This window comes from Leptospiraceae bacterium, assembly GCA_016708435.1.
Lineage (GTDB): Bacteria > Spirochaetota > Leptospiria > Leptospirales > Leptospiraceae > UBA2033.
Genome location: JADJFV010000034.1, coordinates 175,804 through 198,431, shown reverse-complemented (window position 1 = coordinate 198,431; position 22,628 = coordinate 175,804). Strand labels below are relative to the sequence as shown.

At 36.5% G+C, this 22,628-nt stretch carries 22 protein-coding genes; 11 read left to right on the top strand and 11 right to left on the bottom strand.

The features are described from left to right. The first annotated feature begins 113 nt into the window (after positions 1–113). Together ccrA and IPH52_23650 are read left to right on the top strand one after the other, a co-directional pair. Positions 114–1,334: a crotonyl-CoA carboxylase/reductase gene (gene ccrA / locus IPH52_23655; protein MBK7057991.1), complete on the top strand. Its 1,221-nt coding sequence runs from the start codon at positions 114–116 to the stop codon at positions 1,332–1,334. Next, a complete protein-coding gene (locus IPH52_23650; protein MBK7057990.1) occupies positions 1,331–2,353 on the top strand; it encodes a fatty acid desaturase in 1,023 nt (340 codons plus the stop codon). The genes ccrA and IPH52_23650 overlap by 4 nt, the downstream gene beginning before the upstream one ends. On the opposite strand, the gene IPH52_23645 is transcribed toward IPH52_23650, so the two are convergent. Genes IPH52_23645 through IPH52_23625 form a run of 5 tightly spaced genes read right to left on the bottom strand, consistent with a single transcriptional unit; the run spans position 2,350 to position 7,504 of the window. Further along, positions 2,350–3,789, bottom strand: a complete 1,440-nt coding sequence (locus IPH52_23645) for an MBOAT family protein (protein MBK7057989.1) — start codon at positions 3,787–3,789, stop codon at positions 2,350–2,352. The genes IPH52_23650 and IPH52_23645 overlap by 4 nt on opposite strands. A gap of 3 nt (positions 3,790–3,792) precedes the next feature. After that, a complete protein-coding gene (locus IPH52_23640; protein ID MBK7057988.1) occupies positions 3,793–5,052 on the bottom strand; it encodes a hypothetical protein in 1,260 nt (419 codons plus the stop codon). Positions 5,053–5,071: 19 nt separating this feature from the next. Continuing rightward, on the bottom strand, positions 5,072–6,118 hold the full coding sequence (locus tag IPH52_23635) for a hypothetical protein (protein ID MBK7057987.1): 1,047 nt from the start codon (positions 6,116–6,118) through the stop codon (positions 5,072–5,074). Position 6,119: 1 nt separating this feature from the next. After that, positions 6,120–6,287, bottom strand: coding sequence for a hypothetical protein (locus tag IPH52_23630; GenBank protein MBK7057986.1), 168 nt, complete (start codon positions 6,285–6,287; stop codon positions 6,120–6,122). Between the two features lie 8 nt (positions 6,288–6,295). Beyond that, positions 6,296–7,504: a hypothetical protein gene (locus IPH52_23625; GenBank protein MBK7057985.1), complete on the bottom strand. Its 1,209-nt coding sequence runs from the start codon at positions 7,502–7,504 to the stop codon at positions 6,296–6,298. A 153-nt stretch (positions 7,505–7,657) separates the two neighbouring features. Here IPH52_23625 and IPH52_23620 point away from each other — a divergent pair, with 153 nt between their 5' ends. The 8 genes from IPH52_23620 to ispH all read left to right on the top strand — a co-directional run bounded on the left by IPH52_23620 (position 7,658) and on the right by ispH (position 16,929). Then, on the top strand, positions 7,658–8,725 hold the full coding sequence (locus IPH52_23620) for a DUF1574 family protein (GenBank protein ID MBK7057984.1): 1,068 nt from the start codon (positions 7,658–7,660) through the stop codon (positions 8,723–8,725). Further along, on the top strand, positions 8,718–9,773 hold the full coding sequence (locus IPH52_23615) for a hypothetical protein (protein ID MBK7057983.1): 1,056 nt from the start codon (positions 8,718–8,720) through the stop codon (positions 9,771–9,773). The genes IPH52_23620 and IPH52_23615 overlap by 8 nt, the downstream gene beginning before the upstream one ends. A 30-nt stretch (positions 9,774–9,803) precedes the next feature. Continuing rightward, on the top strand, positions 9,804–10,799 hold the full coding sequence (locus IPH52_23610; GenBank protein ID MBK7057982.1) for a ketoacyl-ACP synthase III: 996 nt from the start codon (positions 9,804–9,806) through the stop codon (positions 10,797–10,799). Then, positions 10,796–11,596, top strand: a complete 801-nt coding sequence (locus IPH52_23605; protein MBK7057981.1) for an SDR family oxidoreductase — start codon at positions 10,796–10,798, stop codon at positions 11,594–11,596. Before IPH52_23610 ends, IPH52_23605 begins: the two co-directional genes overlap by 4 nt. Next, positions 11,593–13,107: an AMP-binding protein gene (locus IPH52_23600; protein MBK7057980.1), complete on the top strand. Its 1,515-nt coding sequence runs from the start codon at positions 11,593–11,595 to the stop codon at positions 13,105–13,107. Before IPH52_23605 ends, IPH52_23600 begins: the two co-directional genes overlap by 4 nt. A 194-nt stretch (positions 13,108–13,301) precedes the next feature. Next, positions 13,302–14,357: a UDP-3-O-(3-hydroxymyristoyl)glucosamine N-acyltransferase gene (gene lpxD / locus IPH52_23595; GenBank protein MBK7057979.1), complete on the top strand. Its 1,056-nt coding sequence runs from the start codon at positions 13,302–13,304 to the stop codon at positions 14,355–14,357. Positions 14,358–14,512: 155 nt separating this feature from the next. Beyond that, positions 14,513–15,916 (top strand): SH3 domain-containing protein, encoded by a 1,404-nt coding sequence (locus tag IPH52_23590; GenBank protein MBK7057978.1) that lies wholly within the window; start codon positions 14,513–14,515, stop codon positions 15,914–15,916. Between the two features lie 74 nt (positions 15,917–15,990). Next, a complete protein-coding gene (ispH, locus tag IPH52_23585; GenBank protein ID MBK7057977.1) occupies positions 15,991–16,929 on the top strand; it encodes a 4-hydroxy-3-methylbut-2-enyl diphosphate reductase in 939 nt (312 codons plus the stop codon). A 3-nt stretch (positions 16,930–16,932) separates the two neighbouring features. Here the strand turns inward: ispH and IPH52_23580 are convergent, their stop codons facing one another. The 5 genes from IPH52_23580 to IPH52_23560 form a co-directional block, all read right to left on the bottom strand. Further along, positions 16,933–17,394: a hypothetical protein gene (locus IPH52_23580; GenBank protein MBK7057976.1), complete on the bottom strand. Its 462-nt coding sequence runs from the start codon at positions 17,392–17,394 to the stop codon at positions 16,933–16,935. A 201-nt stretch (positions 17,395–17,595) separates the two neighbouring features. Continuing rightward, complete coding sequence (locus IPH52_23575) at positions 17,596–18,735, bottom strand: 5-(carboxyamino)imidazole ribonucleotide synthase (GenBank protein ID MBK7057975.1); 1,140 nt, start codon at positions 18,733–18,735, stop codon at positions 17,596–17,598. Further along, positions 18,732–19,220, bottom strand: coding sequence for a 5-(carboxyamino)imidazole ribonucleotide mutase (purE, locus tag IPH52_23570; GenBank protein MBK7057974.1), 489 nt, complete (start codon positions 19,218–19,220; stop codon positions 18,732–18,734). Before purE ends, IPH52_23575 begins: the two co-directional genes overlap by 4 nt. 32 nt (positions 19,221–19,252) lie before the next feature. Further along, positions 19,253–20,644 carry a UDP-N-acetylmuramoyl-tripeptide--D-alanyl-D-alanine ligase gene (gene murF / locus IPH52_23565; GenBank protein MBK7057973.1) on the bottom strand — a complete coding sequence of 464 codons (1,392 nt, stop codon included), beginning with the start codon at positions 20,642–20,644 and terminating at the stop codon, positions 19,253–19,255. 12 nt (positions 20,645–20,656) lie between these two features. Then, positions 20,657–20,986, bottom strand: a complete 330-nt coding sequence (locus tag IPH52_23560; protein ID MBK7057972.1) for a DMT family protein — start codon at positions 20,984–20,986, stop codon at positions 20,657–20,659. A 153-nt stretch (positions 20,987–21,139) separates the two neighbouring features. Here IPH52_23560 and IPH52_23555 point away from each other — a divergent pair, with 153 nt between their 5' ends. Further along, complete coding sequence (locus IPH52_23555) at positions 21,140–21,976, top strand: hypothetical protein (protein MBK7057971.1); 837 nt, start codon at positions 21,140–21,142, stop codon at positions 21,974–21,976. Positions 21,977–22,006: 30 nt separating this feature from the next. Here IPH52_23555 and IPH52_23550 read toward each other — a convergent pair whose 3' ends face one another. Beyond that, a complete protein-coding gene (locus tag IPH52_23550) occupies positions 22,007–22,558 on the bottom strand; it encodes a hypothetical protein (GenBank protein ID MBK7057970.1) in 552 nt (183 codons plus the stop codon). Positions 22,559–22,628: the final 70 nt, after the last annotated feature.

The window sequence follows — 22,628 nt, the reverse complement described above, 5'->3', positions numbered from 1 at the left end:
ATAGCTGATAAGATATTATTGAAAATGGAATTTCTTTGTTTACATCCTTATATTCCTAGTTCAAAAAACCTCTTGCTATTTGAAGCGTTCCTAGTATTCATTGAAAATGTATGATTTCAGCTCAGGAACTTCTTCCGATAGGTAAAATTCCAGAAATCGGTAATGCGCCAAATAAAATGTATGCGCAAGTAATACGCTCACATAGAATGGGAAATCCAAGATTAGCATTTCAAATCGAAATAGTATCTACCCCCGATATTAAAGACGAGGAAGTTTTAGTTGCAGTCATGGCAGCCGGTGTCAATTTCAATAATGTTTGGGCGGCAATTGGAAAACCAATTAATGTAATCGAATTTCGAAAAGCAAATGGGAGTCTGGAAGATTTTCATATTGGCGGTTCAGATGCATCTGGAATCGTAATTCAAAAAGGAAAATTTGTTAAATCCGTTGAGCTAGGAGAAGAAGTAGTTTTACATGCAGGACATTGGGAAATGAACGATCCATGGATTCAAAATGGCGGTGATCCAATCTTATCCGCAACTTGTAAAGCATGGGGTTATGAAACAAATTTCGGATCCTTCGCTCAATTTACAAAAGTAAAAGAGCACCAATGTCTACCTAAGCCAAAGCATCTAAGTTGGGAGGAAGGAGCAACTTTCATGCTATCGGGAGCAACGGCTTACAGAATGTTAACTCATTGGATTCCCAATGATATAAAAAAAGGAGACGTCGTTTTAATATGGGGTGCAGCGGGAGGCATTGGGGTAATGGCGATTCAATTGGTCAAAGAATTTGGAGGCATACCAATAGCCGTTGTAAATGATGAAGAGAAAGCAAATTTCTGCAAAAATCTAGGTGCTACGGGGGTAATCAATCGTAACCACTACTCCCATTGGGGACAATTCAATAGTGACTCATTAATCTCAAATCATCATTGGAAAAAAGAAGTGATTAGATTCGAGTCAGAGCTATTAGATTTAACAAATGGAATTTCTCCTTCCATAGTCATTGAGCACCCTGGTGAAAAAACCTTTCCAACATCGATTCAAGTTTGTAAACGTGGTGGAATGGTTGTTATCTGCGGCGGAACTTCCGGCTATGCAGGATCTTTTGATCTGAATACCTTGAAAGATTCACAAATAAGAATACAAGGATCGCATTTTGCTAGCACAGAAGAATGTGAGCGATTAATTGAACTAGTGTCATTTAAAAAAATACATCCAGTTGTTTCTCAGGTATTTTCCTTTGAAGAAACCGGACTTTGTCACTCGCTAATGTGGGAAAACAAGCATTTGCCAGGAAATATGGCAATTCGAATAGGAGCAAGTAAATGAATAAAGAAACTCTCTTTGCCGTAAGAAATTCTTTCTCGCGGCAAATCTTCTATAGCCCTTTATGGAAAGGTCTGTTCTATTTCTCTCGAGATTTAGTTTTATTCCTGTTCTTTAGTTACCTCATCCTAATAACGGATAATTGGTATTTGCTTCCCTTACTCTGGATACTTCATGGACTCAGTATACTTGCACTCTTTCAACTGGGTCATGACATCGCACATGGTGCTTTATTTAAAAATAAAATTCTGTCCTGGTGGCTTGGGCAAATAGCTCTTCTCCCCTCACTTCATCCTTACCAGCAGTGGGTATATGGGCATAATGGCATTCACCATGGAAATACTTCGAAGTTAAAAGCTGATCTCGCCTGGCATCCAAGAAGCACGGACAGATATAAAACAATGTCTGTGTTTGATAGATTTATGCATCGAATCTATTGGTCTTCCTTTGGCACAGGAATTTATTACCTAATTAAGATGTGGCTACAAGGATTAATTCTATTTCCTGCTCCTAACTGGAAGGCAAGGCGGGATATTTCTATTATCCTCTGCTTTGCAATCTTAAGTATTTCCGCCGCCATTTATTTTGGTGGTTATTCGCAGGAAGGGTTTTCGCTTCCAAGCGGGCTCTGGGTATTTACAAAGTTGCAACTAATTCCATTTATCCTCTGGAATTATACAATTGGAATTATCGTTTATGTCCAACATATCAATGAAAAAATAATCTGGAAAAAAGAAGGAGAATGGACACCCTTCTACGGACAAATGCAAGCAACTACCATATATTATCTTCCTTCCTTTATCAATTTCTTTGCTCATAATATAATGCTGCATGTTCCCCATCACGTTCATACAAAAATTCCATTCTATAATTTACCGAAAGCCCTTGCCCTGATAAAGACGGATTACGCTGATTATCTCCTCGAAAGTAATTCCTTCTGGAGAGATTATTTTCATTCTACCAGTCATTGTAAACTAATTGATTCGAAAACGGGAAAGTGGACTAGCTACCCAAATACCTAAAACTGAAAATAGAAAAAATCTTTCTTGGGAGTTTCCATTTGTGTGATAGCAACAAATAGAATGAGAATAAAAATTGGTAGGAGAAATTTTTCCCATCGTTCTAAGACTTTAAAATTTTCCGGTTTAAGCTCTAACCACTGTAAGGCTAGAACAATTAGAAAGCAAAGTAGGATAATACCGATTTGACTTGTAGATAAAAGTCCTGGAATATTTATCCTAAAAGAAAACATCTGCTGAATGGCAAGTAGCGCCCAAGTCCAATTTGGCGCAAAAAAGAATACTCCCGTTGATAAGTATAAAATCCATACAACGGAAATTCTAATCACTCTGAGAATTGGATTAGCAGGTAATTCTGAATATCCTCTCTTTAACAGAAATGCTTCTATGCTTAGAAAAATTCCCATTAGAAATCCCCAGATCAGAAATGTATACGAAGCACCATGCCAGAGTCCGCCCAGAGTAAAGGTGATAATTAGATTTCGATAAAGTCGCCATTCGCCTTCTTTACTTCCACCTAGCGGAATGAAAATATAATCCCGTATCCAATAGGCAAATGTCAAATGCCACTTTTTCCAGAGTTCTGTAAAAGAATACATAAAAAAAGGAGCGCGGAAGTTCACTGGAATTGTAAAACCAAGTAAAAATCCAAGTCCCCGCGCCAAATCAGAATAAGCCGAAAAGTCAGAGTAAAGCATTACAATAAACGCAATGCACAAAATCCAAATTCCTAGCGGGTTATGGTCTGTAGGCGTTGTTGCTACAAATGAATTTAGAATTTCTCCAACTTTATCTGCAATAAAGAGTTTCTTTGTCACACCAATTAGAATATACCATAGACCCAATTTGATTTTTTCAAGACTCGGTTCCTTCATCGGCAAACTCTCGTAATCCGCTATTGCAGGCAAAAGCTCCGTAGCTCTCATAATAGGACCAGCAATCAACTGAGGAAAGAACGTAATAAAAAGTAATACTTCTTTGAAACTATGATTTCTAGTATACGACCCTCGTTTCAAATCAAACCCATAAGCCATTACTTGAAATGTATAAAAACTAATTCCAAGTGGTAGAATAATTTCATAGCCGGCTAATTTATGTAAACTCCTAAGATTTGTCTCTTCTAAAAATTCCATTCCAAGTAGTTGACCTGCCATATTCGCAAAGAAATAAAAGTATTTGAAAAACACTAAGTTTCCAATATTAATCCCTTGCACTAAGTAAAAAATCCATTCTCGTTTTCTAACTTTATATACTTCCAGCAAATAGTAATTTACCGCTATCATTCCAATAAAATGAATCGTAAATGGTATACTCCACGTAGAGTAGAAAAAGATAGAAGCGGCTAATAGCCAGTTCATCCTGTAGCCGGGCGCAATCGTCCAATAGACTACATAAACTACAAGGAAGAAAATTAAAAAGGATAAAGTTACAAATAACATAGCTTACGGGGTAAATCGGTATACTGTTCCACTAGGGGGAAACGAGGAAGAGGAGCTATCCGTGCTAGAGCCATTCTTACCATTTACATAATTTCCTGTTCCACCAACAGAATTGCTAATTCCTATGGATGCTTTGTATGCGGAAGAACCTGAATTTGCACCAGAACCATAGATTAGTTCAATTACATTCGTAGTTTCATATAATTTCGTCTGAAAATTCCGATAACTCCCTGCAGAATAAAGATCATTCCATTCGACAGTAAAAACTCTATTAGGCGCAGAGCCTGTAGTCGCATACTGAACAAAGGCAGCGCAACTATAAAGACTTCCATACGACCACCAAGGCGCAATTACAGATTTTAGAATCGGATCTTCATTCGTACTACCATAATAATAAGTTGCACTGCCAAATAAATTTTCTTTATCTCCATTCGAAGTCATAGCGGTACTTCCAAAACTCAAAATCCCATTCACTGAAACGTAGGTATTGGAATACGTTTGCCCAAAATAGGTGAAATTAAAACCAATCGGTATAACCGTCGTTGAACTAGAATATCCGACTAACGCTCGTTTGCCTGTTATGCTTGTGTATGTAGTAGTCGTTTCTGCCCATGCAGAAGGCAAAGTAGTATTTGCCGTTCCAGATCCAGAAACAGTTAAACCAGTTGAAATATCCGAGAGTCTTAACATATACGAAGTATCGCACGCAGAACGAATTGAGATACAACGATAGGAACCTGCCGTCATTGCCACAGAAGTTTGAGATTGACAGCCAGATGTTGATTGATTCGTTTCTAAATTTGCAACTGGCGACTTGGAATCTACAATAGTATTTTCTTTGTAGACCGAAATACAATTTATAGAGTTTGAATTGTTCGGATAATAATATTTAGGCGGAGTTATAGAAAGACTTAGATTTTCGTTTACAGTCGCTTTGTATTTCAAAAACTTAATAGTCCCTTTCTGGAGCTTATCTGACTTACAATCATTTTGCACAACTACTTCTGCATTTTCGCAAGACGAATCAATAAACGTTTCTGTCGATACGAGACAATCCTTATAATCATAGGTTCTATGAGCGAGAAGCCAAGAAAGAGAATAAAGAGGCACAATCCATTGAGAGGGTTTCTTGGGAATTATATTATAGGATTCTTCAGAATCTTTAGAATCCGTATTGCAATTCTCGCTCATAAATACCATTACAATCAAAACTATCACTCTGAAACTTACTTTCATTATTTTCAATACGATCCAATTTTTCATTTTTTTCTCCTATTAAATATTACGGGGTAAATCGGTATACTGTGCCTGAGATTGGAAAGAATCTATTTTTGAAACGAGTAGAGTCAGTGGATGAACCAAGCATTCCATTTATAAAAACAACGCTGCCATTGAGAGTATTTTTAATTCCAATGGCTGCTAACTCATTCGAGTTTACATTTCCGCTAGTAGATCCGTAGACTAACTCTATGATATTGGTTGTTTCATAAAGCTTCACTTGAAAATTCAACCTCCTTCTATCTGCACTAGAATAACTTGCCGTATCATAGGTATTTAGCAAGATATCCTTCCACTGAACGGTTAATACGCGATTACCTGCAGTTCCTGTAGTGGTATACTGAATATTGGAACTGCAATCCATATTCAGATTTGCCCACCAGGGTGCTATGACTGTAGGAGGAATATTCTCTTTAGATATGAACAAATTCTGCGAGTCGTTATTCTCTGGATTGGTTGCGCTAAAACTTGCAAGCCCGTTCGAAGATGCATAGAAATTAGTAAATGTCTGTCCGAAGAATGTAAAATTAAAACCTATAGGAATTGACCAATACGTATTATCCCCAACTATTGGAGTGCCTGTGCCTTCGATAGGAATGTAAGTAGTAGTCGCTTGCGACCAGGCAGGTAGGGTTAAATTAGAATTACCCGTAATCTTGAATGGTGGTATAGCAGGAGTATTCCCAATTTTCAAAGCATACGACCTATCACAAAAAGAATGCACAGATATACACCGGTAAGAACCTGATCGTATCATAGTTGTCGTATTGGACTGACACTTTGTAATACTTTGGTTAGTCTCCAACTCTGTAATGGGAGTATTCGTATTCACTAAGCTATTCTCTTTGTAAACTGCTACGCAATTTGTAAAATTTTCTGGAGAACTGTTTGCAATTGCCATGGATAGACTTTCATCGCTTGGCGCATAATATCGATAATACTCAATAGTCCCTGCATACAAATACCCGGAAACACAGCCATTTTGGGGAATAATTACAGAGTTATCACAGGAAGCAGACGGTAATTTAATTCCAGTAGTTAAACAACGCACATTAGAGGAGGAGGCCTGCGCCAGGTATGGACTTTAATGTAGTGGCATCCATCCAGTCAGATGTGGAAGGAGGTTGGAGTTTACTCGTATCTAGCTTCTTAAGTTTATTACAAAACAAAAAGAATAGTAAAATTAAACTAACGCTTGCTAAGAATTTTAATTTTTTCATAAAATCTCCTAAGGGGTAAATCGGTATACTGTCCCACTAATAGGAAACGAGGAGGAAGAATAAAGATTTGTATCTGTGCTTAAACCTGTTTTTCCATTTACATAATTTCCAGTTCCTCCGACAGAATTACTAATTCCAATAGCCGCACGCGAAGAAGTAGACAACGCAGTTCCAGTGTTAGCCCCATAAATTAACTCTACTACATTCGTAGTCTCATAGAGTTTAACTTGAAAATTAAGTCTTTGTGTAGTAGAGGCAGTATCTCCATCATTTCGAATATTTTGCCATTGAGCGGTAAATACTCTATTAGGCGCAGTTCCAGTAGTAATATACTGAATAGACGCATCGCAATCTAAATATAAATCTCCCCACCAGGGTGCAATTACAGATTTAAGAATAGTGCCGAATAGGTTACTCGGATTTGCGCTCGTCTGGTTAGAAGAATTAAAAGTTAAAAATCCATTTGCAGTAACATACAGAGTAGAATACGTTTGACCAAAATAAGTAAAAGTAAACCCAATAGGTAAAATTGTAAATGCATCGTCTCCAATAATAGACGCTGGAGACGAAGTGATTGGCGTATACGTAGTAGTAGCCGCTGCCCATGCTGACGGCAAAGTAGTAGTAGCCGTTCCACCAGGTGTGACGCTCGTAGGAAGGTCAGCTGCATTCGATAATTTTATAGTATAAGTTCCAGTGCAAAGAGAATGAACGGAAATGCATCGATAAGAACCCGCTGTCATAGAAACAGAGGTATTTCTCTGACAGGAAGAAGTGCTCTGGTTTGTTTCCAGATCAGAGATCGGTGAATTCGTCGTAACTAGTTTATTCTCTTTATAAGCAGCAATACAGTTTGTAAAATCGGATGGAAGACTTGGATCGACCACCATAGATAAAGTCTCACTTACTGAGGCAGAATAGCGATAGTATTTAATTGTTCCCTTGGTAATCGAGTCAAGCTTACAGCCATTTTGCGCTAGCACTTCCGAATTCTCGCAGGAAGTAGTTGGAAAAACAACGTTCGAATAAAGACAGGTACTAGACGATGTAGTGGAACTATTTGAACTAGACGTATTGGCAGAATTGATAGTAGCCCAGACAAAAAACCAAAGTCCAAAGCCCGGGTCACTCCCGGTCTCTTCTGTTTCGCTAAACGGGACAAGACAGTTCATAAATAAGCCAAGAATAATAATACAAAGGGTGATTTGTTTTTTCATAGGAAATACCTCATTTTTAACTAAATAAATATACTTTTAACTCTCGATTCTACTCGTCAAGGCGCATTTAATCATAGAAATATAGATAGAAACCTACTGAATTAAAAATAATTTGACCGTTCGTGTCTCGAAGAAATGATGATTTAAAAAAACATGAATCGAAAAAACTATACAATCCTTCCAATTCTAATTTTGCTTTTCCTTTTCCTTTTCGACAAACTTGCATTAGTCCCTATTTTTCAAGATTGCTGTATGCAAATAGGGCTTGAAATTTTCTTTGAAGCAAGCAAAAACGATGAATTTCCGATACAGGAAAGAATTGAATCTGCTGTTGCAAATCAGAAAAAGATTGCGTTTAACTTTGGTTCGTCTCTCTCCTATGGTTTTTACTTTAATAAAAGCAAACTGTATTTAGGCGCAACTGAAAAACTTACCGAGCAAAATAAAGCCAGAGTAAAGGATTGGGAGATTCTTAACTTCGCTACACCGGGAGTAACAGTTCTTAGCCACTATGTGCGGTTAAACCAAATGTTAGATCGAGGGGTAAAACCCAATTTAATTTTAGTAGAATTAGCTCCCAATTCTTTTAATGCAAATAGTCCTTATTATATCTCCGAAATTACAAATGCAGTACCGCTATCGTTTGTCTTCGAGCATTTTTCGGAAATTCCTTTTGAGCATTTTAGGAGAATTCTCATTAGCCGCATTTTTATTCTTAGTCATAAAAAAATCGGAAAGCCTAACAAGACCTCAAACCTCTTACATGGATATTTTCAAAAATTCATTCATCATTACGGAATAGACGAAGATTCAGAGAACACTCCCGAAAGTTTTCACGTGGGAAAAGAAAACATAGGAAACGCATTCGTAAGTCAATTTTTACTTCAAGTCTTGAAAATAAATTTTACTAATTATTCAGTTGCTCCTGATTTAGAGATATATGCTCATTTGCTACTTGCCAAAGCCAAGAAGAACAATATACCTATCGTGTTTTGGTTTCCTGCGCTTCATCCGGATGCAGTCAAATCTATAGCAGAAACAAATACACCCGCCGTATGGGAAAAATTCTTACAAGATTCTAAGGGAATTTCATCTCATTTTGTAAATGTAAATGATCCAAAAAATTATTGCGAAGAATTCATCGACCCAATGCATATGGGTGTATCCTGTTTTGCCAAAGCCTTCCCACGCTTCTTAGAGAAAATAGAGACCTATGAATAAAATAACTGGAATTCACGGAAGCTCGATTCCATGTGTTAAAATTATTAGTACAGCGAACGCATTTCCTGCTAGCGGCAAATGGGTATTGAATGAAGAGATACATGAACTTATCCACGGGAAAAATTGGATCGATGAAATGAGAAAAAAGAAATTAGATCCAGACTACTATGAGAAAGAATACGGATTTAGAAAACGGTATTTGGTTCAATTTCCAAAGGACTCCAAAGGCAAATCGAGACTAACCTCCGCCGACTTGATGGAAAACGCAGGAAGAAAAGCAATTTTGCAATCTAAATTAAATAAGAAAGATATTTCTTTATTGATTGCTGTATCTACTACAACGCACCGTTATACGACATCCCTCGGTGCGATTGTTTCGGGACGATTAGGTTTAAAATGCGCTTCCTTTGAAATGAAGGCTGGATGTTCTTCTGGCATATACGCGTTAGTCATAGCAAGTCAATTTGTTTCTGCAACAAAAGGAAATGTAATCATTGTATCTGGTGAAACACTTTCTAGCATTGCACCTAAAGAATATTTGTATGCAGTGGGAGATGGCGGTGCAGCGGTTATTCTTGGTTACACGCAAAATAAAAAACAAGGAGTCAAGTCTTATTACTTGGATTCTAATGGTTCTTATTCAGATAAAATGGGCGTTCCCGGAATTTTGCCACCATCAAAAGAAGCCTTGCAGAAGGGAGAATATTTATTTAAAAGCTCTTCGGATTTGAATTCAATCATTGAGAAAAAATGGAAGCAAATTCCTAAAGTACTTTTACAGAATTCATCTGTCAAGCCTTCAGAAGTAAAAGCTTTTGTCCCGCACCAAGTCAATAGCAAGCTAATCGAAATCGGTCGTAGATCAGCAAAAATTTCAAAAGATAGAGTAATAAATAAAGTAAAAGAATATGGCAACTGTGGGCAAGCAAGTATTTTAATTGCACTAAGTGACGCAATCAAAGAGAATAGAATTTCAGAAGGAGACTACTTTCTGTTATGCGCTGTAGGCGGTGGACTTGCCTGGGGCGGAATTCTATGGAGATATTGAAATAGGATGAGCTTTACTAAGACAAGAGGAATGAAAAACCCAGGTGTTAAATTTTTAGGAACAGGTAGCTTTCTTCCTGGAGAACCGATTACAAACCAAGAACTTTTAAACAAATTTCCAATCGACTCTACCGATAAGTGGATCCAAGAAAACCTAGGAATCAAGCAAAGACATTTCGCAAAACCAAGTATAGCCGCAAGTCATCTAGGCTATGAGGCTGCCAGACTAGCAATCGAAAAAGCTGGGATTCATCCCAAAGACTTGGACAGGATTTTATTTTGTAGCTCGACCTCTGACTGGACATCCCCGGCAGCAGCGTCTAACGTTCAAGCACTGCTTCATGCTGATTGCCCGGCAGAAGATAAACAAGTCGCTTGCTCCAGTTTTATTTTTGGTCTCGATCACGGGATGCGGTTAATAGCAACAGGATTGAGATATGTTCTAGTAATTGGTGCTGATGTAAAATCCCGTTTTACACGAGAGGATGACACGCGTTTACTTCCAATCTTTGCAGATGGGGCGGGGGCTGTCGTGCTTAGTGCGTGTGAAAAAAAAGAAGGACTATTGTTTTGCGAACTCTGGACAGACGGAACGAAGGTTAATAACATTATTACCCCCGCTGGCGGAAGTGCGATGCCGGCAAGCGTAGAGACTGTAAAAAGGAATCTACATTCAGTTCAAATGAATGCAGATGGAAAACAAATCTTCAATGATGCAATAGATGCGATGACTCAGCTTTCAATCCAAGTTTGCAAAGAAGTTGGATTATCCACAAGTAATATAGATTTGCTAATCCCTCACCAGGCAAATTTCGGAATTATGAAAGCCGTTGCGAGTAATCTGAATATACCACTAGAAAAGGTAGTTGTTACAATATCTGAAACTGCGAACATTGTGTCGGCTACTCTACCGTATTCGCTGGACTTTGCCTACCGTTCGAAACGAATCGAGAAAGGAATGCATATTCTACTCGTGACAGCAGGTGCAGGGTATTCTGCTGGAGCAGCAATTTATAAAGAAACATGAACACAGAATTCGTTAAAAATTTTTCACTCGAAGGAAAACGAGCACTTATCCTCGGCGGCAGTAAAGGAATTGGCAGAACTTGCTCACAATTTCTATCTAATCAAGGTGCGAGCATTTTCGCAGTGGCAAGGGGAGAACAAGGTTTATCCACACTCGTAAAGTCACTGCCTACTTTAGATAATTCCTATTTAGCAGTTGATTTATCAAAAGACGAAAGCATCGAGCGGCTTATTGAAGCGATAACTCGGTGGGGCATACCAGATGTAATCGTTGCAAATTTATACATTCGAACTCCCTCTGAAAAACTTTCTGTATTAAAAGAAAATTCTACCGAATTAATACTAGAAGATTTAAAATATTTATTTCATCTCTTTCCTATTTGTATTCCACAACAAAGAAAAAACCAGTTCGGACGTTGGATTGGAATTAGTTCGATGACAGCAAGTCTAGGTGGATATGGGCAAGCAGCCTACTCTATTAAGAAAACAGCACTAGAATCCGTAATAAAAACACTCGCGATAGAAGAAGGTAGGTTTGGAATCACGGCTAATACGGTTTCGCCTGGAATTATTCTAACTACTGGGACAAATGATAATTATCCACAAGATTTAATCAGCACATTTTCTAAGATGAATGTAATTGGTCGTGCAGGAACCTGCGAGGAGGTAGCTCATGCAGTATCCTTCCTAGCTAGTCCACTTGCTTCCTATATCACCGGAGTAAACATTCCAGTATGCGCAGGCTACAATCTAGGATGGGGAATTCAGTATGCTACTCAAGGAAAACTCAAATTATGAAAACAATTTATGAACTTTTAAAATTTCGAGCCAATACGCATCCAAATAGAAAAGCTCTTTTCTTTGAAGGAAGATCTTTTTCCTATTCTGATTTACTCAAATCAACAAACCAAAGCGCAAACTATCTATTATCTTTAGAAATAAAGAAGGGAGATAAATTTTCCATTTTAGACTTCAATACTCCTTCCACATTATTCTTACTATTTGCTGCAAACGCATTGGGGGCAATACCTATTATCCTTAATTGGCGGCTTACTCCGCGGGAAATTGAATCTATTCTAGTCGATGCCAAAGTTCAAACTCTATTCTACGGGAACGAATTTGAAGAGATCGCAAATAAAATTGAAACTAAGAAAATACTTTTATCATCCGTAAATGCCACTTCTTTTTCTTCGATTTTTTTTAAAGAACACATCCTCGTATCAGAAGAAGATATCTTCGTTGAATTGTATACATCTGGAACGACAGGCTTTCCCAAAAAAGTTCCACTTTCTAACAAGAATTTACTTTCTGTAGTTAGAAATCTGGCGACAGAGCTTCCGGGCTTCGGTGCAGATTCTATTAACCTAGTTTGTGCCCCATTTTTTCATATCGGTGGTGTTGGATACTCGCTATTAACCCTTTATATCGGAGGAGAGAATATTCTCTTTAGAAAATTTGATCCATTGCTCGTAATTAAAGCAATTGAAGAAAGAAAAATTACGAACGCTCTACTCGTTCCAGCCATGCTACAGGCTATTTTACATTTGCCAGAGCTAGGAAAGCTTAACTTTTCTAGTCTTAGAAATATTCAGCATGGTGGATCTCCCATTTCAGAAATCATTCTAAGAAATGCGAAAAAGATTTTTCAATGCTACTTCACAGGTGCCTATGGACTGACGGAGACGAGTGGTATTTCATCCTTACTTCGCTTTGATGTGCAGGAGAAAGGACTTGCTGATGGCGCAACTAAAGAAGACATACACCGATTATCCTCAGTTGGAAAACCTTCTCCCGAAATGGATATTTGTATAAAGAAAGAAAGTGGAGAAAAAGCGAAAGTAAATGAATTGGGTGAAGTCTGTATTAAGGGGGAATATGTATTTTCAGGATATACAAACTCTCATGGGTTAGAGCAAAAAGAATTCGATGATGAAAATTGGTTTCATACGGGCGACATTGGACTTTTAGATGAAGAGGGGTATTTATTTCTATTCGATAGGAAAAATGATATGATTCTGTCAAAGTCAGAAAATATTTATCCCATTGAAGTAGAACGCGTATTAGCCACACATCCGAATATTGTAGATGTGGCTGTGGTCGGAATTCCAGACAACGAATACGGTGAAATAGTCACAGCATTTCTAGTTCTACGACCTGGAACTAATATTGATTATCCTGAAATAAGGAGTTTTGCTAAGAATTCTTTTGCAAGCTTTAAAATTCCTCGCCAGATATTCATTGTGAATGAAATTCCCCGAAATCTATCCGGTAAGATTTTACGAAAAGAACTAAAAGAGCGCTTTCATTGAAAGGAAAGTTTGCATCAGTGGATTCACAGATATAATTTGCCTATCAGTCATTATAGGGTATTTCCTTTGAAACAAATTCTCGAAATATGACTAGGATAGTAAATCTTTTTAATTCAGAAAAAACAAAATATAATTTGACTAGAAATTTTTTACATTAATTAAATTAATGGAATAGAAATTAAGGAGACCAACCATTGAAAGAGTTTACCCTAAAGCAAGTATACGAACTAATCCCGAATTCAAAAATTTTGAACACGGAAAATCCTGAATCCGTGCGATTCACATCTGTAGCACCACTGAATGCGAACCAAGAGCAATTCATTTCTTACCTGTCAGCTAAATCACATTTGGCGGAAGCAAAAAAAACTAAGGCTACTGCTCTTATAGTCAATGAAGAGATTTCAGGGAGTATCTCTAATTATCCTCTCTTAGTAGTAGACAATGTAGATATTCAACTGGCAAAAGTTTTAGAACTCATATATCCTTCTCCCAAACCCGACGGGGTAATTGCGGAAACTGCCGTTATCCACAAATCAGCTAAGATTGGACAAGGTACAAGCATCGGCCACTTTGTTGTCATTGGAGCAAATTCTCAAATTGGAGAGAATTGTATTCTAGAAGATGGGGTTAAGATAGGAGAGAATGTTACAATTGGAAACAACGCCCGCATTGGTATGAACTGTGTCTTTCATAGAGAAATAAAGATAGGAAATAATTTTACAGTCTTTGGCAACTCTACATTTGGCGGAGATGGTTTTAAGTTTGTAGCCTCAGGCGGAATTCATCATAAAATCCCACAAGTCGGAAAGGTAATCATAGGCGACAATGTCGAAATCGGCTCAAATTGCACAGTGGATAGAGGTGGGTTAGCTGATACAATTATAGGTAGTGGTTGTAAGTTTGATAATATGGTTCATATTGCGCATAACGTCATCATAGGAAATAATGTTATAATAGCTGGACAATCAGGAGTAGCCGGTAGCACTACAATTGGAAACGGTGTAATTATTGGCGGCGGATGTTGCATTAGCGATCATTTGAATGTGCCGGAGGGAACAATCGTTGCCGGAGGAACGGGAATGAGAACATCTCCTAAAAAGCCAGACGTTTATATTGGCTGGGATTGGGGAATGACCTTCGCTGAATTTCAAAAAGCTCGTGTGAATATAAAACATCTAGTTACATTCAATAAATGGGCTTCTAGAATTAAAGAAATTGAAAAGAAAATAGGCATCAACCCAGTAGAATAACAACCATTATTTGCATTAAATAATTTCCAATCAATCACTTCGCGCTGCTTTTGTAAAACAAAGAAGGAATTGTTCCAAGACCAGCGCGGATATAACTTATCTATCAGCCATTTTTACTTGCCATGATTAATTTCTTTTATAAAATAGAAAATGCAATGTATAAAATTCTATTCCCATTACTCATTATCCTCATTACAAGCTGTTCCAAGACTAATCTCGAAAAAATAAACAACTGGTTAGAAAAAGAGGAATACGAAAAACTTTTAGAATTCTCCAATAAGAATAAATCCAAGCTAACAGAAGAAGAGCTCTACCTTAGCTCTAAAGGTATTTCCAAGTTTCAAAGTTTTCTACGAAAAAAAAAGACAGAAGAAAAGTATTCAAATAAACAATACTTCCATAGTTTAGAAACTAAGACTGGCTTAAAAATAAAAATCATTACTACGGATAATGGTAATTTACCAACGATAGATGATATCTATGAAAAATCTATTACAAATTCAAAATACTATAAAAACAAATCAATATTGGATAGATTCAAATATACTTTCAGCACGAATGAAATTTCGGAAAATAGTTTTTTACTAATGGATATTTTGGAAATAGATCCAAGGCTTTTCTTACAAGAATTTAAGGCAGTGTGGATTGAATCAATGAAACTAGGCATTATCATAAGCCTAAGTGATGAAGCAAAAGAAAAATTTATTCAAATTCTACATTTTCTAGCTAGCAAAGACGAGACAGATTTAAAAAATCATTTCTTTATTTCAGAAGGGACTAATGTAAATTTGCGATCAGGTCCTGGCACTGAAAATGCGAATATTGGAAAACTAAATGAAGAAGAAGTCTTTCAAGTAGACTCTGATTATAACACTACCAGCATAGGAAACAAAACGGGAAAGTGGATTCAAATATATGTTTGGAAGACGGACACAGTCGGATGGATTTTTTCTCCTTTCTTAAAAAAAAGTAATTTCAATTCGGCAAAGGCAAAATCATTTGAGAAAGAAATTTCAAAACTAAGTAATTTTATAACAGTGGACTTCAATGATTGGAATCCACAAGAAATTCCAGATGGTTTCTATGGAAATTATTCTGCATCCAAAAAAGAAATAGTAGATGCAAACATTGGCTTTCCAATTTATCCAACTTCCTTAGTGCAAGGAGTCTGTAAAAAACTAAAAAAAGACACACAAAGAATCACAACCGTTTTCTCCGATCAAAATAGTAGTGAGCGGATAATTCTATTTTACCTAAAGGGTGTAATGAGTTCAAATTCAAAGACTCTATTAAAACTAGAAGTTGAAAATCATAAGTTGTATATGAATTCAAAAGAACTGGACTTTGGCATAGAGAAAAATAAGCCGATAACTTTTGATTTAAAATTCATTAATGAAATGGAATCAAAAATTCATTTTTCGATTTTGAATGGCAATGACAAAGAGTTTTTTCAAAATACGAAAATTGAGAGAGACGCGATTAACTCTTGGGAACTTTGTATTCCGCAAGGAAAAAAAAGTTCTTCTCATTTGCTTCTTTTTTCCTTTACAATTTATTGAGAATTTTTGATTGCATCTGGTCTAAGATTTAAAAAGAATAACTTTATAGTTTTAAAGAATAAAAGGAATCCCCCTTGAATAAAATATATCTTTCCAATCCGCGCGGTTTTTGTGCTGGCGTCAAATATGCAATATCCTTCGTGGAGAATGTTCATTCTATTTATCAAAACGAGCAAATCTATGTGCGTAAAGAAATTGTCCATAATAGGCGAGTCGTAAATGATATGGAAAAAAAAGGAATTAAATTTATCAATGAACTCGATGAAGCACCTGAAAGTTCCATTGTAATTTTCAGCGCACATGGTGTTTCACCAGAAGTTGTTCAGACTGCAAAAGATAAAAATATGCGCATTGGGGATGCAACCTGTCCTCTTGTAACGAGAGTTCATAGAAAGGCAAAGAAGTTAAAAGAAACCCACCAAATTATATACATTGGACACGAAGGACATGATGAAGCAATTGGAACTATGGGCGAAGCAGAAATGTTCTTAGTTGAGTCCGAAGAAGATGTATTGTCTCTTAAAGGAAAGGTTAATCCGAATAAACCACTGACCTACTTAATGCAAACAACTCTATCGGTGAGTGACACAAAAAAAGTAATCGATAAAATTGCAGAAGTTTTCCCAAGTGTAGAGCATCCCGATAAAGACGATATTTGCTACGCTACAACGGAAAGACAGGAAGCAGTAGAGTCAATGATGGATTCCATTGATGCAATGCTAGTGATAGGAGCGCCTAATAGCTCTAACTCAATGCGATTGGTCCAACTTGCTCAAAAGAAAAAAGCAAAGTCATTTCGAGTCAGCTCTGCAGATGAAATAAAAAAAGAAGATTTAGATCGCTTGGATATAGAAACAATGGGAATTACTGCCGGTGCATCCTCTCCACAAGTATTGATTGACGAGATCATCGCAAAAATTCTAAGTTTCTATCCAGATGTAATAGTAGAAAACTTTCCAGACTCTAGAGAGGACTCAATGAATTTCAAGTTACCCAAAGAGCTTTTAAAGTAACGCCTACTCAGCGTTAGACTTACTTTTAATTTTCTGCTTCAGCTTACTGATTTTACTTCGTAAGTTTGAAATTTTCTTTTCATACTTGTCGATTTTTTGTTCAAGCATGCTGACCTTCTTAGTAATATCTTGTTTGTCATCGACCATTTCTTCTAAGGAGGATATTTCCTCATCGTCATCCGGTCTGTCCGAATCGGATTTTTTCTGTAACTTTGCCTGTTTTTTCTTTTCTTGAATTATTTTTTGTATATCCGCTGAATTAGACGAAAAAATAACTTTATGAACAGTGCTCTTGGGAATTACCTTTGTTGCGCCTTCCGTATTAATCGTTACAGACTCTGAATCATGCCCTAATACTTTTCCCTGAATGATTTGTCCATTCCTTAAAAGGATAGTCTCAGAGAACAAGGTAGAACTAAAAAAAAGTAAATGCAATAAGAATATTAAGGCTATTTTTTTTGTCATGATTCTATAATCCAATTTTATAATTTTTCAAAGAGTCTATGTAGTATTCCGGTAAACCATATTAGAAAAATCTAATGTTACTTTAATTACATCTTCGACAATCAAAGAGCTTTATTAAAGTAGTTTTATTCTGATTATCATACACAGAGCTTACATAGTCTTTGTAATTTTAAATCTATTTTTTTCAATCAATAAATTCAATTATTCAGGAAATGCTTCATCGTAAGATTTATTTCCTAGATAATTCCAATGTCCCATTTTTCTTCCGATTTTTGCCTCGTCCTTTTGATAAAGATGAAGGCGATAATCATTTCTCATTAAAAACTCGGTATACATCTTTTCTTTTTCCATGAAATCAAAGCCAATGATATTTTTCATGACGCAAGTTTTGGTTTGTAAATGATCCATATCCAATTCTAAATTACAAAGAGTTAGCAATTGTAATTCAAATTGAGAAAATCGAGATGCATCCATCGAAAAATGACCTGAATTATGAGGTCTTGGAGCAAATTCATTGCATATTACATCCTTTTCAGTAACGAAAAATTCTAGTGCAAGAACCCCTACATAATTGAGTGAAGTCAGCAATACTCTTGTAGCCTCCATTGCTTTTGATTTTATTTCATCGGAGACTCTTGCCGGATGAATAGATATATCTAAGATATGATTCTTATGAGTATTCTCGGACGGAGGGTAAAATAACATTTTGCCGCTCTGAAATCTGCAGGCGACTACGGAAATTTCACAGGAAAAATTTACGATCTGCTCTACAATATGATCAATCTTTGGTTGTGATTTTAAAAATAGTTCTAGCTCAGAAAAATTTTGAAACTTACCCTGCCCTTTTCCATCGTAGCCAAATTGATTGGTCTTTAATATGCACGGAAATTGAAGTTTGTCCTGGTTTGAATAAAGTGTCTCGATGTTGTTTAAATACAAATAAGAAGTAGTCTTAAGTCCTCTTTGATTGAAAAACTCTTTTTCTTTAAATCTATTTTGCGATATTCGAATCGACTCTACAGAAGGAGCAACTCTAAGTCCGGTTTCTTTGATTACTTCCGCAATTGTATGGAGCGCAGCTTCCGGTATATTTTCAAACTCAAACGTTAAAGCATCAATGGATCGTAAAAATGTTTTTAATTTTTCAGAGTCAGTGTAATTACCCACAACTTCAATCACACCTGCTTTGCCTGCTGGAGTATTTGTTTCGGGTGAATAGCATTTAACCGCATATCCTCTTTCTTTCGCCTTCTGGGCAAACATTCTTCCCAACTGGCCACTTCCCATAACGCCTAATGTCGATTTGGCTGGAAGTAATATTTTATCGTCCTTTCTATTCACTTTAAATCCTTTTCCTTTGCAAGAGCGGCTAACATTATTTCTTCTCGATAAGACTCGAGAGCTTTCACTAACTTGTTATTCCCCAGAGATAAAATTCGAACTGCAAGCAAACCAGCATTTACCGCACCAGCCGTTCCAATAGAAAGTGTGCCAACGGGAACTCCACCAGGCATCTGCACAATCGAATAAAGACTATCTAGTCCACTGAGTGATTTCGACTGAACGGGAACTCCAAGCACTGGAAGTGTAGTAAGCGAGGCAACCATTCCGGGTAAATGCGCAGCCCCTCCCGCTCCAGCGATAATCACTTGTAAGCCTCTCTTAGAAGCAGACTTCGCAAATTCAAACATCAATTCGGGTGATCTATGAGCGGATACGATTTTTTTTTCGTAAGGAATTTCAAACCTCTCTAAAATATTGCAGGCTTCTTTCATAGTTTCATAATCAGAATGAGAACCCATGATGACTGCGACGATTGGAGAAATGCTTTTTTTATTTGCCGAAACTTTTTTTATTTTCAAAATGATAAACCTTCTACTATTCTTTCCATTTTCATAGACCTTGAACCTTTCACTAGAATAAAACTTCCTTTTGGAATTTCCGATTTTACATAAGCAATCAAAGCTTCAATCGATTCATTTGAGTCAATAAAATGAAGGATTTTTTCTTTCTTTTTGTTTTTATAATATTCTTTTGCAATCCACTGTGCATCTTTTCCAAATGTAATTAATCCAGAAAGACCTAAGTCTTTACAAAACAAACCTAATTGCAAATGATAAAGTTTTGAAAATTTTCCAAGCTCTTTCATGTCTCCTAAAATCGCATAATATGGATTAGCCAAGGCAACTTGCCTGAGAGATGTGAGTGAGGATTCCATTGAATCTGGATTTGCATTGTAGGTATCATTGATTAGTCGGTAATGCTTTTTTTCAATTACAAATCTTTTGTCTTTGGCTTTATAAGTAGAAAGACCCTTTCTAATTTCATCTGGATTAAAATTTAATTCTTTTGCAACAGAAATTACTCCCGAAAGATTCTCTAGAATTTTTTCTCCGGGAATATTCCAATTCAATTTACTACCAAATAGATTTAACTCAAAACCTTCCGGTAAGACTTGTTCTATTTTCATATCATGACTTTTTTTAACTGAAAAATTTTTAAGAATTACTTTTTGCTGTTTTGCTTTCTCTTGAAATATTTTTCGATGTAAAACAGTCTCGGGGATAAATAATATACTCCGCTCTGGCATTCCTTCGATAATTTCTGCCTTGGCGTGAGCTATGCCTTCCAACGAGCCTAGGTTTTCGATATGGCAGGGACCTACGTTTGTGACAAGTGCAATACCGGGACGAGCGATAGCGGTTAATCGTGCTATTTCCCTACTATGATTCATTCCCATTTCGCATACAACAATCTTCGTTTTTTCATTGATTCGAAATAGAGTAAAAGGAACTCCGATTTCATTGTTATAATTTTTTTCTGTTATCACTACTTGGTTTTTACCAATCTGCAGGGCGACTAGACCCATGAGTTCTTTTGTAGTTGTCTTGCCACTAGAACCAGTGATACCAATCACAAGAGGATTGAATCGATTGCGATGAAAGGCTGCGATTTTTCCAAGAGCATAAAGAGTATTATCCACAATGATCGCTTTTTGGATTTCTTCAAAGTTGAGTTCTTTTAAAATGGGATGGTCTTTCTCGCAAAGAAATGCAATAGCGCCACGCGAGAGTGCATCGGGTATAAACTCATGACCGTCTCTATTTCCACGGAGAGGTATGAATAGAGTTCCTTTTTTGACTTCCGTAGAAGTTGTGCTAATAGAGGATATTTTTTCTTTTTCTGTTAAGCGAAAGTCACCAAACAGAGACCGAATTGAAAATAGATTATAAGAGAAAACTTCAATCATATTAAAACTCCTTTACCACTTTCGAAAGATAACAAAGACCGCCGAAACGATCATCAAAAATCCCACCGCATAATTCCATTTAAACTCTTCCTTCAAATAAAAAATACTGAATAAACTAAACACTACGAGAGTAATTGCTTCTTGAATTGTTTTCAACTCCGTTGCATTGAATTGACCATGACCCAGGCGATTCGCGGGAACCATAAAGCAGTATTCTAAAAATGCAATGCTCCAACTTGCAAGAACTACTTTCCATAATTCTATTTCCTTAAACTTTAAGTGACCATACCAAGCGAAAGTCATGAATACATTAGAAATTGTAAGAAGTAAAATTGTTAGTATATAGTAATAAACTAAGGTGTATGAATATGGTAAATTAGATTTTTAAAGGAATCTGTTTCGTAAATCAGAAATTGATTGGAATAGTAAATAAATTGTGCTTTTAAAAAATCAAACTCGTGTAATTATGAAATCAAAATAGAAAAAGGTGACTGTATGAAAAAATCAATTATCTGGAATCTCTCAAATGGACAAGAATTCCCTCTCGATTTATGGAAACATCCTAAACTTGCAATACTAATCAACAATGTCGCTCTGAAAGACTATGCAAGTATAGAATTAAATCCAGAAGAGATAAATATTTTGTTCGTGAGCGTAGATAATTCCGAATGGTCATCGATTGAATATAACTTTCTAAAACTTTTTGGTAACAAACCAGAAATTACTTTGTTACTTATAGCTCCCTCAGGAAAGGAAAATCTAAAGGTCAATCAGTCTATTAAAGGCAACTATGAAATATTAGAAAGCCCAATTCGTAAAAAAGAAGTCAGACTCATTATTGATAGAACAATTCAGGCTGAGTTTTACAAAGCATCGGCAATAGAAATTGGAGCGGGCTGTCTTGCAAATATTGGATTTTTCGAAGGGTTGTTTGAACTTGCACACACAGAGTATAAGAACTCACAGGATATAATCAAAGCATTTGAAAAAATGCTCGAGTATGAGGCTAAGATTAAATTATCCAACCAAGAAGTAAACCAGGCAATGGAAAAAGTAAATGAAATGAGAAATGCAGAAATGCTAGAGCTTGTTGAAACACTTAAGGCAAACGAAAAATTGGATACACTTCGCGAGAAAGAATTGAGAGAAGCGATTGAAATTCAAGAAGCAACGGAGAAAGCTTTGCAGTTTTCTCGCATTGAAGAAATGCATATGGATAAAATTATAAAAGCACAGAATCGAATTTTCGAGTATACAGACAAAGAAATAAAAGAACTGATTCAAGAAAACATAGAACTCAAAAAGAAATTGGGAATGAAAGTGGAAGAATAATCCTTCCCTTTTCTTTAGGGCTAATTAAAATTATCTTCTCACAGACTCTCTCCACCAGTTTGGAAATGCAGCTTTAATTCCTGATTGCGACAAAAGACTGTTAGCCAAAAGAAGGCTTTCAACACCTGTAGCAGACTGAATTCGATACAAATTCTTTGTGGAATTCAGTTTTTGAACAATGGTCAACTTTTCTCTGAGAGCCCAGTCTTTGACCTTATCCTCATTCCAATCAGAGTCAAACTCAATAAAAATATCGCCGGGCAAGGTCATTTTCCTTCCGCCTTCGCCCTCTTCGAATACTTCTGAATAAGTTCCTTTATGCGTATTGGGAAGAGAGCCTTTTAAGAGAGATGATTTTAGTTTTGCATCGGTGACAGAAAGAATTCTAGCTTTTTTTTCTTGCGATTGATTACCCTGTGATTGAATTTCTGCCACAAAATTAGAATTCAGGTAAACGGTGTGTTGCCTCTCTCCCTCTTGCCATATAAACCGATTTGTCTGTGCGGATAACGCAGATATACCAAACATAATAAAACAAAAGAGAATTCTATACATAAAAAACTGAATTATATTCTGAAACATTTATTTTCCTCCAAAAGAAATTTAATAACTCACCTTTCGCTAGGTGAGCGACCAGCGTTCCCAGCGCTGA